The following is a 16,797-nucleotide window of genomic DNA, read 5'->3' as shown; positions in this document are numbered from 1 at the left end:
ATACGTGAAATAACGTTACGAGATTTTGCTTGGTGATAATGGAAAAAGGGATACACCTGATACCATTCCGAACTCAGAAGTTAAGCCTTTTATCGCTGATGGTACTATACACAAGAGTATGGGAGAGTAAGTCGTTGCCAAGCTTTTATTTATATCTGTCCTTAGTCACAGACTGAGTTTACAAAAGAGAGCGAGATTGCTCTCTTTTTTTTTGTTTCAATTTTTTTATATTTTCTCTAGATCTATCTTCATTACACATTCCTAGTATCCTAGGATGATGTCTCCTTAGGGCAATCGGAATCGTATTTATAATGTACTTTTTATTGTGTATTTGCGAATGTCTGAGTGTTTGATACTACTTTTGTTAGCTTAAAGATTTTCTAAAAGTATATTTGCGTGGAAATAAATAGCTGATATCTACACAGACAAGCCATAGAGTTAATTTTATCATTAGAAGATAATAGTAATTGTTTCTAGTATCCTGTACAGGTCAATTATTTCTGTTTGTAGTGCCTTTTTCTTCATATCGTTTACCTGTGTCTTTATTTTTTGATTAACTGAATAACAGTAGAATCTATGAAAAATTACAACTTCATGGTTACTTAACACGAATATATTGAGCGAAGTTTCATGAATTATTATGCGGTCGTATTGAGAAAGTAAGGCAAGTAAGAGGAGATTGGGATTAGGATTCTTATGAGTTATCCGTGCTATATATTAATGAAAGCACGGATAATTTTAAATTTAGCTACCGAAATCATCAAGAACAATAGAAGAACGCTCTACTCCATAATTTTCTAGTAACTTTAGAATGCTGCTATTATGTAATGGTGGCCCACATACATAATACAAATAATCTTCGGGATTATCCAGCTTGCTTAATTGACCTAACTCGAAGGCTCGAAATAAGAAATTTGTTTTCTCAGGATTATTTTTATCCCATCCAGCAGCGATATCTTCCGGTAGTGGTTCAGAGAGCACCAAGTGATAATGAAAATTTGGAAATTTTTTCTCTAATTTTTCATACTCTTCTTGATAGATATTTTCTTTTAAAGATCGTGCTCCATACCACAGAGTCAAATCTCTAGAAGTATGTTTATTTAAAAGAAGATCTAAAATATGACTTCGACCAAAAGATGAACCAGCGCCACCAATTAAGAAGATAACCGGACGGTCGTCTTCTTTCATAAACGATTCACCATAAGGTCCTGAGAGAATAATTTTATCTCCAGCCTTTAAAGAGAAGATGTATGAAGAACATATTCCCCAGGGAATTTCTTTACTGGGGATACCGTTTACAAATGGTGGTGTGGCGATCCGAATGTTAAATTTAATAATGGGCAGCTCTGCGGGGTAGGAGGCCAAAGAATAGGCTTTATTTGCTGATCCATAAGGAAGAGATTCTTGATTAATGACATGATCAAATAAATGGAAATGTTCCCAGTCACCGTAGTATTCTGGAGACATGGTGTGCTTCCAATCAGACGTATTTGTTTTGTAGGGAGGGACTGTAATTTGTAGATAGCCTCCCGGCTTGAATGGAATTGGTCGATCAGGATCTATGCTGACAACAAGTTCCTTAATAAAAGTAGCAACGTTATCATTGGAGATGACAGTTCCTTCCCAGGTCGATGAATGTAGGAAACGTTCTTCTATTTCTAAAGACATGTCATGCTGCACCCTAGTTTGGCAAGAAAGACGCCAGCCTTGTGCTAATTGTTGCTTAGAAAAAGTTGCGCGATCGGTCTCTAGTGGTTCATCAGCATTGCTTACAATCCTCACTTTACATTGCTTACAAGTTGCTTTGCCTCCACAAGGAGATGGAATTGCGATACCCGAATCTAAAAGGGATGAAAGTAAGGTACGACCGCTATTAACAACTTTAGTTAGCGATTCGTCATTATTGATTTTGAGTTTACAAGGATGAGTTTTTATAAGTAGTTTCCGGGAAACCAGAATCACAGCCGATAAGATTAATCCTATAGCACAGAATACTAAACTAGCGATTCCGATAAAATACAAGCCTGAAAGCCAAGTCATGATTGTAAAAATCCTCGACTTAGTGAATAAATCATAATGTCAAGTTATAACTTGGCTTATAAAAAATCAATGCAGATTTCTAAAAGTGATCTAAGAGCAAATATCTACATTATCGCAGGTTACGCTCTGGTGCCATCAGGCTTCAGAACTTCAGAAATAGCAGCTTTCAATATTTCGATTTTTCCAGAAGCTACATTGAGAATCACGGTGTGTTCGCGAATCTCATCGATGGTTCCGATGATCCCCATAGCTGTAACTTTGTCACCTTTAGCAAGTTCATTCTTACGTTTTTCCATTGCTTTTCTACGCTTTTGCTCAGGGCGCCACAAGATGAAATAAAAGAAAAAGCCAGCGATGAGTAACATAATTACAGGTTGAGCAAACATACCTCTGGCCTGGTTAGTTTCTGCTTCGGCAAACGCAGGCGCAGACACTAATAACAAAAGAGTTGTGAATAAACGTGGGAACATCCAACCACCTTTACTTGGTTTAATATCAAGAAGAGGTTAGCATAATAGGAAGCGTAGGTTCAATGCTTTTCCTAGACTCAGGTTAATCTCTCTAGTAAAATAATATTCTCCAGGTGACTTGTATGTGGGAACTGATCTATAGGTTGCATTTTCTTAATAGAATACCCATTCTCAACAAATAGACAACACTCTTCAAACTGTGTTTTAGGATTGCAAGATATATAGATAAGCTTTTTAGGCGAAATTCTTAAAATATATTTCAAAACCTTAGCCTGAATTCCACACCGAGGAGGATCAATAACTATTACATCAGGAGGAGTAGAAGTTTCATTGCGTTTACAAAATGTTTTGACGTCTTCTAAGAAGACTTCAATATTATTCTTGTGATTCAAAGCAATATTCTGTTTTGCAGAGTCGATAGCATCTGGGACTATTTCTACGCCTATTACTTTTTTAACGTACGGGGATAACATAATTCCAATTGTACCCGTGCCGCAGTATAGATCGAGTAAGGTTTCTTCCCCAGTTGGTTCAATAAATTCTTTTGTAATTTCCATGATCCGCGCTGCTTGCACATGCTGTGGTTGGAAAAAACTTTTTGGCCGAATCTGGAAAGTGTTAGAGTTTTTTTGATCTTTTGGGAATGTAAGAGTTTGCGTAATGTAAGGCGCTCCATGAAGTAAATGGCACTCAAAACGTGTAGGAACTCCTTTTTGAATGATCTTTTCTTCCCAAAATATGGAAGTAATCGGGAGATGAGAAGAAAGAAGGGTTGTTTTCCAAGACTCTATAGCGTTTGAAGAAATGGCGTATTCTGGACGAGCTGATGTTGTTAGAATAGCCATGAATTGTTTATTGTCAGATCCCAACCGAACTGTTAAGGTGCATAGGGTGCCTTTATTTAGAGGTGGGTAATATGCCATTAGTTCGGGGTGCTTATCCCACCAAGATCTCGTGAGATTCAAGATTTCTATAGCGCCTTCATGGATCATTAGACACTCTGAAATAGGGATACCCCGTTTAGGCTTGTCAGGTGATATGAATCCTAGGCTTTTTTCCCCATTGACAGTCTGAAAAAAGGAAAACTCAATTTTATTTCTTCCACGTAAAATGGGCTCACAAGGGATAACAGGAAAAATAAGGTCTTTTACGATAAGAGGAGAAAAAAGGTTGTGGAGAATTGCTTCTTTAGCTTTCAAAGAACAAGAATAGTCAGTTTGTGCGAATGAACAACCACCACAGCTATTTAAATGTCGACAATTCTTTATGTCCGAGAAGGAACATCCCATGTATTTACAAGATTCATATAATCATAAGAAACTACAGAGGGAGGATACTCTTCTTAACGATTTTTGTAGATCTTGTATTTTTGCTTTTTAGAAAAAAAAAGAGGATGATCGTAAAAAATTTAGGAACATCCTCTAAAAAATTAGGAGAAGGGAATTTTATTTTCTAGAGCGAGATCTAGAGACTTTTTTTGTTTTTACAGGGGCTTTTCTTACTGGAGATTTTGCTTTGGTCTTCACTTTAGCTTTTGCCTTGACGGGAGCTTTAGTAGATTTTTTTACCGCAGCTTTTTTAGATTTTGCAGCTGTTTTTGTAGCGGGTTTACGTTTCATTAAACCAGCTTTTTCAGCTTTAATAGATTCCTTTCTATATAATTTAGCAACTTTTTCTAGTTTAATGGAGTCAGTACGAACCCGTTGAGCTGCTGCTTTGTTTCCTTTCTCAGCTTTTTCTAGATCTTGTTGGATACTATCCAAAAGATCTTTCATTTTTTTTGCCGTATCCTTTAGCGCCATGAAAAGCGTCCTCTAGTTGTTGTTTTAAAACTATTTTTACCTGTTTTAATTTCTAATTAGTTTGTTTGTTCAAATTCATGCAACCATTTTTTTACAAAAAAATTTGTGTCGAGAATAGTTGGCAGTTTTGATAACACCTGTTCTTCTTTGTTTATCAATATGTTAATTTTGTTTGAAGTATGCTGAGAATAGATAAAAAAAGCGGATGATAAAGACTCTATGATCAGTGTTTTTTGTTTTTTAGAACCCTTAGAGTTGTTTTATATTTTAAATATTGGTGTGGAAATAGGGTGTGTTTCACGTTTTAGTAATTCACAATTACGTGCGTTAAGCGTATCTAGAATTGTATTTCGCTAGGATAAATAAGGGTGGAGAAAAGTAGCCAAGTATATCAATTTTTTTAAGACTCGATATAGTCAGCTAATAATTTTAATAAAAAGAATAGTTTCTGAAGTCTTACCTGAACAGTAATCTGAGGTTTTATTCGCCACATTGTATATGCGTGCTTTTATAATTGTTTTATCGTTGCTGTGCTTTAGTCAGCAATTATGTGTAGCAGCAGCTTTATCTAAGAACGTCCCTTTTGGGCATTTCTGTGCTGATATGCATGCTATTTTAGAATCTGAAAGTTGTTGCCATAAAGAGTTCTCTGAGTTTGTAGATCGTATTCTAGAGGATAAATTGATATTATCTCCTAGAGACTGGGATACGATTAGTCATCTTGTCCAACAATATGCTAGAAAAATCATGAAGAAAGGAGATAAATCAGCTGGCCAAGATGAAATTAAAAGATTACTAGTAGTAGCTACCATCCCTCCTAATGTCAAGAACAGTATCAGGCTTTCTTGGCAGCTGTTGAATCCTGAGAAGGTTTCTTTAGGAAATTTAATTCCCCAATTAGATATCCCCCTAAATTGGGTAAACAACCTCGAAGATAAGCTATTGTTAAAGTTATATAACATGACTTTACATAGTAGTTATGAAGATCGAAAACAAGAGATTTTATTAACGAAAGAATGTGGGAAGTATGACGAAGCTTTAAAATTGTATAGTCTTTTACAAGAAAGTATAGAAGACGGTACATGTAGCCCTCATCCGGATATCTCGGAGATAGAAACTCATTTTTTAAGAAAGACCTTTTTAGAATTGCATTTAAGAAAATCTTCTGAGGAAAACGTAGATTTCGGAGACCTGTTACTAAGGTATTGTCGAGCTGAGGATGATTACAGACATTCTATTGATCGGTTGGTAGATAAAATTGCTGGCGGACTCGTTAACCGGTCTTCTGAGGTAGATACAGTCCTTTTAGCCCACGCTTTATACCAACTTCCTTGGGATTATGATCAAGGTATACGTGAACTTGAAGTACTAATAGATAGGGGAAGATATCTGTACTCTACAACAGCTCAATATGCGTATTTCACCCTTTTACAAACATGTCAAGATCGCGGAGATTTACAAACTATGGACTACTTATTGTCCTTAGGTGAGAGGGTATTTCTTCCAAATCATCACTATTACGGGGAGTATAATTTTTTCTTAGCATGTTACTATTATGCTAGCCATTCATACTCAGAAGCTAAAGATAAATTCTTATTGCTTTTAGATTCTCATATCAACTTAGGGACAACTTTGGGTAAGGTGTATGAATATTTAGGTTGCATAGCATGTCGCGAAAATAAACTCAGGGAAGCTGAAGATTTTTTCTTAAAATCTTATAAAAATTGGGGGAGAGAGGAGGCTGCTTTAGGGTTGAATTTAGTGTTAGGAATGCAAAACAAGGTTAACGAGTTTGAGAAATTTTCTAAAGAGATCGCGTTATCTTTTATTAACCAAGAAATAATTCAGAGAATTCGGGGAACTTTCCTAAACACATCTATTAATAAGTCTAGAGTAATGAAATCTTGTAATTGTGTGGCAGGGGGGGTAGATGTCGACCTTGAGCAAATATATCACGATTTTATTTATGATATGTTTGTGCGGAGTTCACGAGATTATTCTACTCCTGTGTTATGTTTGATTAATGAGATCATAGACCATGTTGAAGAGGAATGCTTAACTAGCGTACTTAGGGAAATTAATGAATCAGACTATCGTAAATTATTTTCCTTGTGGTTAGATGTTCGTAAAAATGATCTCTATTATTCTGAACCGGGTTGTTTGTCATTTTCGAGCTATGAAGATATAATCCGATATTGTTATTTAGCTCTGTATAAGACAGATCCCTCAGCTATAAATGCATTGCCGCAGTTCTTCAAAGAAGATCATTCGTCTCTTCAATCGATTTTGCGATTAATATGGTCAGTAACAAAATCAAAAGTCGAACCTTATCCCTCTACTCATTTTGATGATTTAGACTCCCGGCTATACGGGGATAGACTTTATCTGCTTATGTACAGTATGGAGGATTATTTATCTGGTCAGGAAGATGCCCTAATTCACCTAGACAAATTTCCCAATCTATTCCCCACCTCTTCTTTGACTGCTTTAGTTTATTATTTACAAAGTTGTGCAGAAACAACCGCCATTTCTAAAATATCTTGGTTAGTAAAATCTCTAGATGAATTTTCCCAAGTTACTTTATCTAGAGATAATGTAGTGGCATGGACGTATGTTTACTATATGATTAAATTGGATCTAGCTGATGCTTGCTTAGATTTTGGGGATATCAAAAGAGCAAAAATGTTATTTGAAGAAGTCAAAACGGATTATTTCTCCAATAATTGTTTTCGTATGCGGCTTGTTTCTGATGTCCGTCATAGGATGTTTTTGGAATTTAGATATGTTCTAGGCTTGTCTTATGTTTATGAATACCTGCAGGATAAGGAATCTTTGTGCCAATTGTTATTAGATCATGTAGAGCACAGATTATTTTACCTTCATGAACGTCATAAGTATTTCGGGAGGATGCTTCCAAAAACTCTGTTACTTTGTGAGAGATTTTTAACTAGAGACTAGCAACCATTTGGTATGCTGCTGCCGTGCATCTATTTATTCCTGGGCCATAAAAGTTTTGTCCTAAAATTTTCAAATTTTTAGGTAGATTTTTCATAACAGAGTTTCGTTGTGCCAGAAATCCCACACGATGCTGAGGAAGGCCTTCTTCAGGAGAGAATAATGAGAACACATCAGGTGGTTGTGTAATTCCTAAGAATGTCCCTATTGTTGCTATAGAGAAAGCATAGGCATCTTGTTCATGCCAACGCTTTTCTACTAGTAAGGATAAAGTGGTTTGCCCTGGTGATTGTTTAGGAAATACCTGAGAATTAAAGACAATACCTAATAAAGGTGGCTCATCTGCAAATAGCATACCATATCCAAACGGTAATTTTATATGTTTATTCCATCCCAAAGTTATGCAAGATAGATCCCATAAATGTGTTTTAGAAACAACTTGCGATAGTCCTGGTATATCTATTAGGGATGGCAAGAGATGCCCAGGCCCTGTGTATATTGCGAGGTCGGCATAAAAAGTTTCAGATGAGCTTGACACTTGTACTTGTGAAGAAGAACATAATATTTTTTTCGCTGGGCAATCAAATCTCCATGTTGCGGGTATCTTACGTGCTAAAGTATCTATAAGTATTCCAAAATAAGGTTTGAGAGTTGCTAAATATCCCGGGGTTTGTTGTTTGCTTGGCTTTTCTTTTAAAAAACTTCTGATTAAGGAACCATATTTAGCTTCTCTTCTAGAAAGTTCAGGAAATGCCATATGTGCTGATAGAATATCACTATGACCAGCACGAATTGCTGTAACGAATGGGCTGAGAATATTATCAATAAGTGTCTGCGAGCTGTGTCGGGATAGAAAATCTCTCACTGAGCTGTCTTCAGAATAGCGAGAAGCAAATAAGTCTTTTATAATCGCTAGAGGTAAGCCTTGACGGCATAATGTCCATGGAGAAATCTTTTTAGTTTTTCCTCTGCAATGTACAAAACGATTTTTCGCTGTTGCCTCGCTAAATATAAGAAGATGCTCTAAAGATAAATCTTTGATTAATTTCAGAGTATATTTCCCCTCTTGTTTAACTAAAAATCCTTTAGGACCCAAATCAAGATGGAAATTATCGTGAAGGTGGGTATACATAAGACCACCGACCCTCGTCGATTTCTCCAAAATAGTAATTTCAATATTCGGAAATTTTTTGTGTAGCCACCATGCTGTGGCTAATCCAGAAATTCCTGCTCCTATGATGATTGCTCGTTTCATATTGATTGAGAAAACCGAGAATTAGATGAAACTGTTTTTAGGAAGTACTGATCAAATGCTGTAGCAATTACGCGCACAAAAAGCTCGCCTAGAGAGGTTACTACAATTGATGACGAACTGTTATGGAGTAAGCCTGTTTGCTCCATGCCGGAGAGTCTGTCGTAACTATCAGCAAAGTAATCATCAAATTTATAACCAAAAGTTATGGCAAATTCTTCTTTAGAAACGTGAAAAGTACACATGAGTTTGTGGATAACCCATTTTCTTATTCGATCATCTTCTGACAAAATTTTACTTTTAATAGTTGCCAACGAACCAGAGGAGATGGTTTGTTGATAAGTAGCTAGTTGTTTATCATTCTGTAAATATATTCCACGTATAAAGCTAGTCGCACTCATACCAAAACCAATAAGATCTTCTTCCGGAGGTAAAGAATACCCTTGAAAATTACGAATCAATGTTTTGTTTTTAAATGCAATGCTCATAGGATCGTGGGGTAGGGAAAAATGATCTAGACCTATAGCATAATATCCTGATTTTGTAAGTGTATGACGTGAATAGGAGTAGATGGCGAATTTTTCTTCCATGGAAGGCATATCAGAAGCTTTGATAGCTTTTTGATGAGGTTTGATCCAAGGTACTGAGGCAAATGAAAACAGAGCTAATCTATCGGGACGCATAGCAAGAATATCAGCAATTGTCTGCGCAAACGTCTTTTTAGTTTGCTTGGGAAGACCGTAGATAAGATCAATATTGATGCTTTTAAAGCCCAGTTCACGAAACAGGGTATACGCCTGTAAAGATTCTTCGTGAGTTTGGCGCCTCTTTACTGCTTCCTGAACTGCATATTGTGTATCTTGTATTCCTAAACTTACCCTATTAAAACCTAAAGATTTTAAGAAGTCAGCTTTCCCAGCATCGTTCCTTAAGGAACGAGGGTCAAATTCTATTGCAATTTCTTCAGCATCAGAGAGATCAAATAATCTATGAATATGATGGAAGAGTTTTTCAAACAGTGTTCGAGACAATCTACTAGGGGTGCCACCTCCAAAATGAATCCGTGCTATTTTTCTTTTTTCACCTATTATTGCAACTACTAACTCCATCTCTTGAATTAGAGTATCAATATAGTGTGCTACGATGTCTTCTCTCCTATTAAGGACTACAGAGCACCCACAGTATAGGCACATAGATTGACAAAAGGGAATATGAAAATAGAGAGATAAAGGAGTCGTCAGGTCTTTCAATCGCATAAGAGCGAGGTATCCAGGAGCAGAGTCAGAAGTTTCCCAATCCAAAGCTGTTGGATAGCTAGTATATCTCGGAGCTGGTTGATGCAGTCCCTCTAAAAAGTTAAAATTGAGGTTAAACATAATACTGCCGCTTGAACATTTTCTAAAGGAGTTTGGGGTAAAATTCCATGCCCTGAGTTTAGAATATAGAGAGGTTTATGTTTTAAAGGAGCAATAAATTTTTCAAGTTCATTTAAAAACTTGTCCTGAGGAAGTAAAAATAAGGCAGGATCAATGTTGCCTTGTAAAGAACCTGGATTTTCTAATGCTCTATATACACTCTTAAGATCAGTGTGATAGTCCGGATGTAAAGTATCAGCCCCCGTTGAAAATAAATCAAAAAAGTCTTCCTTATAACATCGGCAGAACAAACTAATGGGAGCGAGGGTTTCTTCCTTTAATCGACGAATAAGTTTTGTATTGGGTCTTGTAACATAATGTGAAAACAAAGCAGAAGGCAAACGTAAGCTGGAAGATTCAAAAAGTTGAATAGCTGAGGCTCCGGCAAATACTTGCTCTTTAAGGTAAACGGTAGTTGCTTCAATAATTACTTTGCAAAGTTCTTCAAACTTATCCGGATATTGATAAATGAAAGCCATGGTTGTAGATGAGTCTTTCGATGCTCCCCCATCCAGTAAGTAGCTGATCAGAGTAAAAGGTGATGCTGCAAAAGCTATGAGAGGGACAGGACTTCTTTTAGTAATATTTGCAATGGCTTCGAGAAGATAGGCGAAGGTTTCTTTAGGATTTTCCGTGAAATGTAAGGGACTATTTGGTGAAAAGTTAATTCGTGGTCCAGGAGAAAAATCATAAGAAATATTGAAGCCATCAAGAATTGACAAAATATCAGCAAAAAGAATAGCTGCATCTACATTAAGCAGTGTGGGACCTAACAAAGTAGCTTCGGTAATTCCGTCGGTATTGTGAAAGAACGCTTTGAGAGATTGAGATCCTCTTAATTCTTGATATTGAGGCATGTATCTTCCCACTTGGCGTAAAAACCAAATGGGAGGACGCGGACGTGTCGTTTTAGGTTTTATCACGTCATAAAATGTTGACATATACCCTACTTATTTAGAGATATTCAGCGGAAAAGCTTTCCTTATGGATTCTAAAACTTCCGTGATTAGTAATTCAGGCGTCGGAGATAGAGAATATGGAAGCGTTTTCTTTATTTGCTCAGCTTTGCCATGGCATTGCTGTATGTACAGTGCGTTTGCCGTGCCCTTAATGCTAGAGACATTATGTTGTAGAGCAAACAGACGTATTTGAGCTATGCTGAATAACCACAACACTTCCTCTGGGAGAGCCCCGAAACGATCACGCATCTCATCTTGTATTGCCAGGAGATGATCCGTAGTCTCTGCGCTTCCTATTTTTTGATAGAATTCGATGCGCATAGACGCTTGATCAATATAATCGTCAGGAATACGGGAATTGTAGGGAAATTCGATTTTTACATCATCATGGAATAGTGATGGCAAAGAATTATTTTTTAATGCAGCCACTGTTTTTTTTAGTAACTTGCAATATAAATTAAAACCAATAGCAGTAATATGTCCTGATTGGTCAGTACCTAAGATATTGCCTGCACCTCGGATTTCTAAATCATGGAGGGCTATTTTCATCCCACCTCCATATTCTTGTTTATTTAGGGCTGCTAAGCGTTTTGCAGCTTGTGCTGATAGGCGATCAAGATGAGAGACTAAGAAATAACAGTAAGCTTTCTTATTCCATCTACCTACTCGACCTTTCATTTGATAAAGATCTGCCATACCAAATTTATCGGCTTGATCTATCAAAATGGTATTTGCATTGGGAATATCAATACCGTTTTCTATCAGCGCTGTTGCGACCAGGATATTAACTGTCTGATTTTTGAATTTATCAAAAATGGATGCCAGTTCTGTAGAGCTCATCTGTCCATGAGCAACAGCAATACGTGCTTCGGGGATTAATTGACGAATATTATCAGCAAGCCGGTATATGCTTTCTATGCGGTTATGGATAACATATGCCTGTCCGCCTCTGAGTAATTCATGTCGTAATGCACCTGAAAGTGTTTCTTCGTTATGTTCAACGACAAATGTGCTTACTGGTAACCGGTCCAGGGGAGGCATAGTAATAAGAGATAAATCACGGGCTCCCGATAAGGACATATAAAGAGTTCTAGGTATAGGCGTTGCCGATACAGTAAGACAGTCAATTGTCGGATAGCGCTCTTTAAGGAAATCTTTTACTTTGACTCCGAATCGTTGTTCTTCGTCGATGATTAGTAGTCCTGGGTTTTTAAAATTTAGGTTTTTATTAATAACTTTATGTGTGCCTATCAGAATGTCGATATTACCTGCAGCAATATCTTCGAATAGTTTTTTCATTGTTTTCCCTTGAGAAAATCTCGAGAGGGTAGCGATATTGATAGGTAACCCGGCCATCCTTTGTTTGAATGTTTCAAAATGCTGATTCGCCAATATTGTGGTAGGTACCATCACAATAACTTGTTTATGCCCGTCGCATACAGCTTTAACTGCTGCACGCATGATGACCTCGGTTTTCCCAAACCCTGCATCTCCGCAAATTAAGCGATCCATCAGTTTATCCGACATCATATCGGAATAGATTTGGTCGATTACTTTAAGTTGATCAGGAGTTTCGTCATAAGGGAAATTATCTGCAAATTTGATAACTTCTGGGCCATGAGGTGGATAAATGAAGGCAGATGTGGTAGAGCGCTGAGCCTCTAGTTGTAGGAGTTTTTCGGCATAAAGGACGAGCGATTTCTCAGCTAGATCTCTAGAACGTTTCCATTTAGAGCCATTTAAGTTGTGTAAATCGGGAGCCTTATCAGAGGAGCCGACATATCGAGAAATTAAGTACGCTTGATCGGAAGGTACGTACAAACGTGCTTTGTCTGCATACTCAATAACTAAGTAATCTGTTTCGATGTTAAGATGATTTGGTTTTTTTTCTATGCCAAGAAATTTCCCTATTCCATTGTGTAAATGGACAACGGTTTCCCCAGGTATTGGGACGAAAACCTCTTCTGTGGTAATAGAAAAATAGTTTCTCTGTTTTTGTCTACGTAAGATTTTAGTATCAGCAAATTCTCCCAAAGAGATTGCAGAAAACCCATATTCAATTAGAGCGAAGCTAGAAGATAAGTTCCCTATATTTTCAGAGATTTCATAGGATTCGCTTGATAGGGTGCTGACTAGAGTTCTAGCTTCTTGTAGAGCTTTATTTTGTGTGCTGTACAGAGCTAGATTGATAGGCGACTCGCATCGATTATACTCTTGTAAGCGGTGTAAAAAGCTAACTAGCGGGTTGTCATCTTCACTAATATCGGAATTGGGGTACACAAAAGGAATAGATAGACGAGAGCACTGAATGACCTGGTTAAATGCCTCGATATCTACTATTGAAGATGGTTTTTGTATTGTGTTTGGATAGAGTTTGTCTTCGAAGAACAGGGTTGCTGAGTGCAAAGCTCGAGACAATAGGTCTTGTATGGAGAAAAAGCGATGAGGTAGAGCTGACAGGGTCCCAGAAACTTGGGAAAAAATGTCTTCCAATTCTGATAAATTATCGAAAATAAGTATCGGAGGTTGTTCAAAGTAGTCTAATAAACTATGTGAAAAATTATGTTCGGAAGTGTTTTGTAAAGTCGGTGAAACAGTAATTTTTTTCACCTTTCCTGTTGATAGCTGGTCGGAGGGATTAAATGAACGAATGGATACGATTTCCTCTCCCCAAAATTCTATACGGTATGGTTCTTGAGAGGATAAGGGGAAAATATCTACAATCCCTCCGCGATAAGCAAAATCTCCTTTTTCGATAGCTAATACTTCATGACGGTATCCTAGATCTTTGCATAAAGAAATCATTGTCTCTGTGTCAAGAGTATCTCCCACAGAAAGTTCAAGATGTTGTTGAACAGTCGCTTTAGGAGAACGAGTTTTCTCTAGTAATGCTTTTAATGTGGTCACACAGAATATCGGCTGAGAACTATAACTTTGTAGATCATAAAGCACCTTATCACGTTTCCCTACAGCGTCAACATTAACGAGATTCTGGGAAAGATCAATCTCAGATGACGGGAACTCTAAAGGAGATGATCTCAGGAATGTCGTAATGTCCTCTACAAGGTCATCTATTCTAGCTGGTGAGGTGATCATCACGACTGAACGCTGATGATCATGAAAAATTTTTGCAGCTAAAAATGCTCGAGCTCCCGAACGGATTGTCTCTATAAGGAAAGGCAGAGCACAATCTGTTACTTCGATAGGGAATTTAAAATTTAAACTAACTGGGTCAAAATCCATTGTGCTAAAGTTTGATTTAAGACATCGATAGAAGGTAGAGTAGGCGCACTTCCCTGTGCTACAAGATCCTTCCCTCCCCAACGTCCTCCATAGGGAGTCAGCAGCGTTTTTAGCAAATCTTGAGCACGTAATCCTTCTGCATTAAGATCACTAGATATTCTAGCTAAGATTATGTACTTATCACTTTTCTCCGTAGTCCACAAAGAAACCAATCGTTTTGATATCTTTTCGTGCATGCAGTTGGCATATTGTTGGAGATAATGTGCTTCTGATTTTTCTAAATGATACGCTAGATAAAAGATATCATTTACCTTCTGACATTGTTTAACTAGATTATTAAGATGTGAGTTAATTAATTTGTTTTCTAGGTCATTAATAAGTTTTGTTTGTTTCTTTCTTTCATCTACAAGATTTTTTAGCTTGCTTAGAATTTGATCTTTAGGAGTTTGTAGTAGGGCGGCTACCGCATTCAAGGTGTCGTTTTCTTCAGCTACTAATTTTTGAGCCTCTTCTCCAGTAGCAGCCTCTATACGGCGTATTCCGGTTGAAACAGCCTGTTCTTTCACTATGCGAAAGTAACCTAAATCCCCAGTAGCTGATGCATGAGTCCCTCCGCAAAGTTCGTGTGAGAAGCCAGCAGAAACAACACGGACAACGTCACTGTACTTATCACCAAAGAACTGTTTAATTTCTGGAGAATTCATAATGTCACAATATAACTCTTCCCTGGTGTTTACAGGAGAATTCTCTCGTATTTTTTCGTTAACTAAAAATTCAATAGTTTGAAGATCTTCATTAGATATAGCTCGAGGATGAGTGAAATCTAGACGAATTTTTGTATCATCAACGTAAGAACCAGCTTGACGTATGTGGGAGCCAAGAGTTAATTCTAATGCTTTATGTAGCAAATGGCAGCCAGTATGATTATTGGCAATTTTTGTACGTCGAGAAAGATCAATTTGTGCAGTTACTGCAGACGCTTTTTTTAATTTTCCTGATGTTACGAGGCCTTGGTGCACGATTAAACCAACTTTTGGGCTGGTTGTGTTCATAACTGAGAAACTTCCTTCCGAAGAAAAAATTTCTCCTTTATCACCTATTTGGCCTCCTTTTTCAGGATAGAAAGGTGTTGTTGTTAAAATTAGATACCCCTCTTGCCCTTCGCATAGCTCATTCTGCTGTTCGCCATTGTGAATAATGGCTTCTACAAAAGTGTCGCAAGAAAATTGGTTGTAACCAATAAATTCCGATTCACTTTCAATGATAATGGAGTCAGAGATTGAATTTGAAGGTTGATAACTTTTTGCTGAAGTATTTCTAGATCGTTCTTTTGCCTCGTCTTCTAATCTGTAGAATGTTGCCATGTCCACAGTGTAGTCGTAGTCTTTAGCTAAGAGAGAAATTTCATCTATGGGGAGCCCATAAGTATCTTTTAATTTGAAAGCATCTTCCCCAGAAATTTGACAAGATGAGGAGGAGCTTTTGAGCACTTGTTGTAGGAGATTTCCTCCACGTCGCAAAGTTCTAAAAAAGCTTTCTTCTTCTAGGGTAATAACTTCTTGGATTTGAGATTGTGCAGACTTTAATTCAGGATAAGCTTCGCCCATAGTGTCAACCAACGTAGGTACAATTTCCGCCAAGAATGGTTGTGTGAACCCTAAACGTCTTCCGTAGTTTACGGATCTTCGCAAAATTTTTCTTAAAACATAACCGCGTTCAGTGTTTCCAGGAAGAAGACCATCTGCGATTGCAAATGAGAGAGAACGGATATGATCAGCAATTACTTGAAAAGGAGCACTTGATTCATTTTTTGGGTCATATTTTTTTTCGAAAGTTGTTCTGTAGACGCAATAAGGGTTCGTAAAACATCGGCTTCGAAAACAGTGCTAGTTCCTGAAATAAGAGAAACCAGACGCTCTAACCCAGCACCAGTATCCACGTGTTTATTAGGCAAGGCTAGGAGAGAGCCATCGCTAGTGCGATTAAACTCCATGAATACGAGATTCCAATATTCAAGAAAACGTTCTCCTTGTGTGTCTTCAAGAGGAGAGTTGGCAGGACCAAATTGTTTGCCGCGGTCAAATAACAATTCAGAACAATATCCACAAGGGCCAGTATCTGCCATACTCCAGAAATTGTCTTTGTCGCTTAATCGAAAAATACGTTCGGTGGGTAAATACTGCTCCCAAAGAGCAAAGGCTTCTTCATCCTGTTCATGTACTGTTGCGTAAATAAACTCTGGATCGAAATTGAAAACGGAAAGAGAGGCCTCCCAGGCAAATTTTATAGCTTCTTTTTTAAAGTAATCTCCAAAAGAGAAATTCCCTAGCATTTCGAAGAACGTTAAATGGCGGGAAGTATGACCAACATTTTCTAGGTCATTATGTTTGCCCCCAGCACGAATACATTTTTGTGAAGTCGTGGCACGTGAGTAGCTAACAGTTTCTTTGTTCAAAAAGATATTTTTGAACTGATTCATCCCGGCATTTGTGAAGAGGATGGAAGGGTCATTATGAGGGAAAACGGGAGAGGACGGGACTACGGTATGATCTCTGTTGGCATAAAATCTTAAAAAATTAGAACGCAATGTATTACTTAACATACGAGAAGACTCTGTGATTTGGCAAACGAAGCATTGAAACTGAAGATAATTATAGAGAA

At 37.5% G+C, this 16,797-nt stretch carries 9 protein-coding genes, 1 rRNA gene and 1 pseudogene; 2 read left to right on the top strand and 9 right to left on the bottom strand.

Annotation, left to right across the window (positions count from 1 at the left end; translation table 11 throughout):
- Positions 1-28 precede the first annotated feature (28 nt).
- Positions 29-143 (top strand): 5S ribosomal RNA (rrf, locus tag H359_RS04555).
- A gap of 601 nt (positions 144-744) precedes the next feature.
- On the opposite strand, the gene nqrF is transcribed toward rrf, so the two are convergent.
- The 4 genes from nqrF to hctA all read right to left on the bottom strand — a co-directional run bounded on the left by nqrF (position 745) and on the right by hctA (position 4,312).
- The gene (gene nqrF, locus H359_RS04550) at positions 745-2,040 is read right to left on the bottom strand and encodes an NADH:ubiquinone reductase (Na(+)-transporting) subunit F (protein WP_020370585.1); all 1,296 of its coding nucleotides are present in this window, start codon (positions 2,038-2,040) and stop codon (positions 745-747) included.
- A gap of 119 nt (positions 2,041-2,159) precedes the next feature.
- Positions 2,160-2,510 carry a preprotein translocase subunit YajC gene (gene yajC / locus H359_RS04545; protein WP_020370584.1) on the bottom strand — a complete coding sequence of 117 codons (351 nt, stop codon included), beginning with the start codon at positions 2,508-2,510 and terminating at the stop codon, positions 2,160-2,162.
- Between the two features lie 77 nt (positions 2,511-2,587).
- On the bottom strand, positions 2,588-3,799 hold the full coding sequence (rlmD, locus tag H359_RS04540) for a 23S rRNA (uracil(1939)-C(5))-methyltransferase RlmD (RefSeq protein ID WP_020370583.1): 1,212 nt from the start codon (positions 3,797-3,799) through the stop codon (positions 2,588-2,590).
- A gap of 156 nt (positions 3,800-3,955) precedes the next feature.
- Positions 3,956-4,312 carry a histone H1-like protein HctA gene (gene hctA, locus H359_RS04535; protein WP_020370581.1) on the bottom strand — a complete coding sequence of 119 codons (357 nt, stop codon included), beginning with the start codon at positions 4,310-4,312 and terminating at the stop codon, positions 3,956-3,958.
- Between the two features lie 498 nt (positions 4,313-4,810).
- On the opposite strand from hctA, the gene H359_RS04530 reads away from it, so the two are divergent.
- Positions 4,811-7,270: a hypothetical protein gene (locus tag H359_RS04530; RefSeq protein WP_021119604.1), complete on the top strand. Its 2,460-nt coding sequence runs from the start codon at positions 4,811-4,813 to the stop codon at positions 7,268-7,270.
- Here the strand turns inward: H359_RS04530 and H359_RS04525 are convergent.
- The 5 genes and pseudogenes from H359_RS04525 to alaS form a co-directional block, all read right to left on the bottom strand.
- The gene (locus H359_RS04525; RefSeq protein ID WP_020370578.1) at positions 7,260-8,522 is read right to left on the bottom strand and encodes a protoporphyrinogen oxidase; all 1,263 of its coding nucleotides are present in this window, start codon (positions 8,520-8,522) and stop codon (positions 7,260-7,262) included. The genes H359_RS04530 and H359_RS04525 overlap by 11 nt on opposite strands.
- Entirely contained in the window at positions 8,519-9,895 is a 1,377-nt protein-coding gene (hemN, locus tag H359_RS04520; RefSeq protein ID WP_020370577.1) for an oxygen-independent coproporphyrinogen III oxidase, read from the bottom strand. Before hemN ends, H359_RS04525 begins: the two co-directional genes overlap by 4 nt.
- Entirely contained in the window at positions 9,868-10,875 is a 1,008-nt protein-coding gene (gene hemE / locus H359_RS04515) for a uroporphyrinogen decarboxylase (RefSeq protein ID WP_020370576.1), read from the bottom strand. Before hemE ends, hemN begins: the two co-directional genes overlap by 28 nt.
- Before the next feature lie 9 nt (positions 10,876-10,884).
- Complete coding sequence (mfd, locus tag H359_RS04510; RefSeq protein ID WP_020370575.1) at positions 10,885-14,136, bottom strand: transcription-repair coupling factor; 3,252 nt, start codon at positions 14,134-14,136, stop codon at positions 10,885-10,887.
- Positions 14,112-16,738 (bottom strand): annotated as a pseudogene (gene alaS / locus H359_RS04505) (alanine--tRNA ligase). Before alaS ends, mfd begins: the two are co-directional and overlap by 25 nt.
- Positions 16,739-16,797 lie beyond the last annotated feature (59 nt).

The organism is Chlamydia ibidis 10-1398/6, from assembly GCF_000454725.1.
GTDB lineage: Bacteria > Chlamydiota > Chlamydiia > Chlamydiales > Chlamydiaceae > Chlamydia > Chlamydia ibidis.
This window is presented reverse-complemented; position numbering and strand designations above follow the sequence as displayed.

Coding starts and splice junctions, on each gene's coding strand:
- nqrF (WP_020370585.1), bottom strand. CDS start 2,040: ATGACTTGGCTTTCAGGCTTGTATTTTATCGGAATCGCTAGTTTAGTA.
- yajC (WP_020370584.1), bottom strand. CDS start 2,510: ATGTTCCCACGTTTATTCACAACTCTTTTGTTATTAGTGTCTGCGCCT.
- rlmD (WP_020370583.1), bottom strand. CDS start 3,799: ATGGGATGTTCCTTCTCGGACATAAAGAATTGTCGACATTTAAATAGC.
- hctA (WP_020370581.1), bottom strand. CDS start 4,312: ATGGCGCTAAAGGATACGGCAAAAAAAATGAAAGATCTTTTGGATAGT.
- H359_RS04530 (WP_021119604.1), top strand. CDS start 4,811: ATGCGTGCTTTTATAATTGTTTTATCGTTGCTGTGCTTTAGTCAGCAA.
- H359_RS04525 (WP_020370578.1), bottom strand. CDS start 8,522: ATGAAACGAGCAATCATCATAGGAGCAGGAATTTCTGGATTAGCCACA.
- hemN (WP_020370577.1), bottom strand. CDS start 9,895: ATGTTTAACCTCAATTTTAACTTTTTAGAGGGACTGCATCAACCAGCT.
- hemE (WP_020370576.1), bottom strand. CDS start 10,875: ATGTCAACATTTTATGACGTGATAAAACCTAAAACGACACGTCCGCGT.
- mfd (WP_020370575.1), bottom strand. CDS start 14,136: ATGGATTTTGACCCAGTTAGTTTAAATTTTAAATTCCCTATCGAAGTA.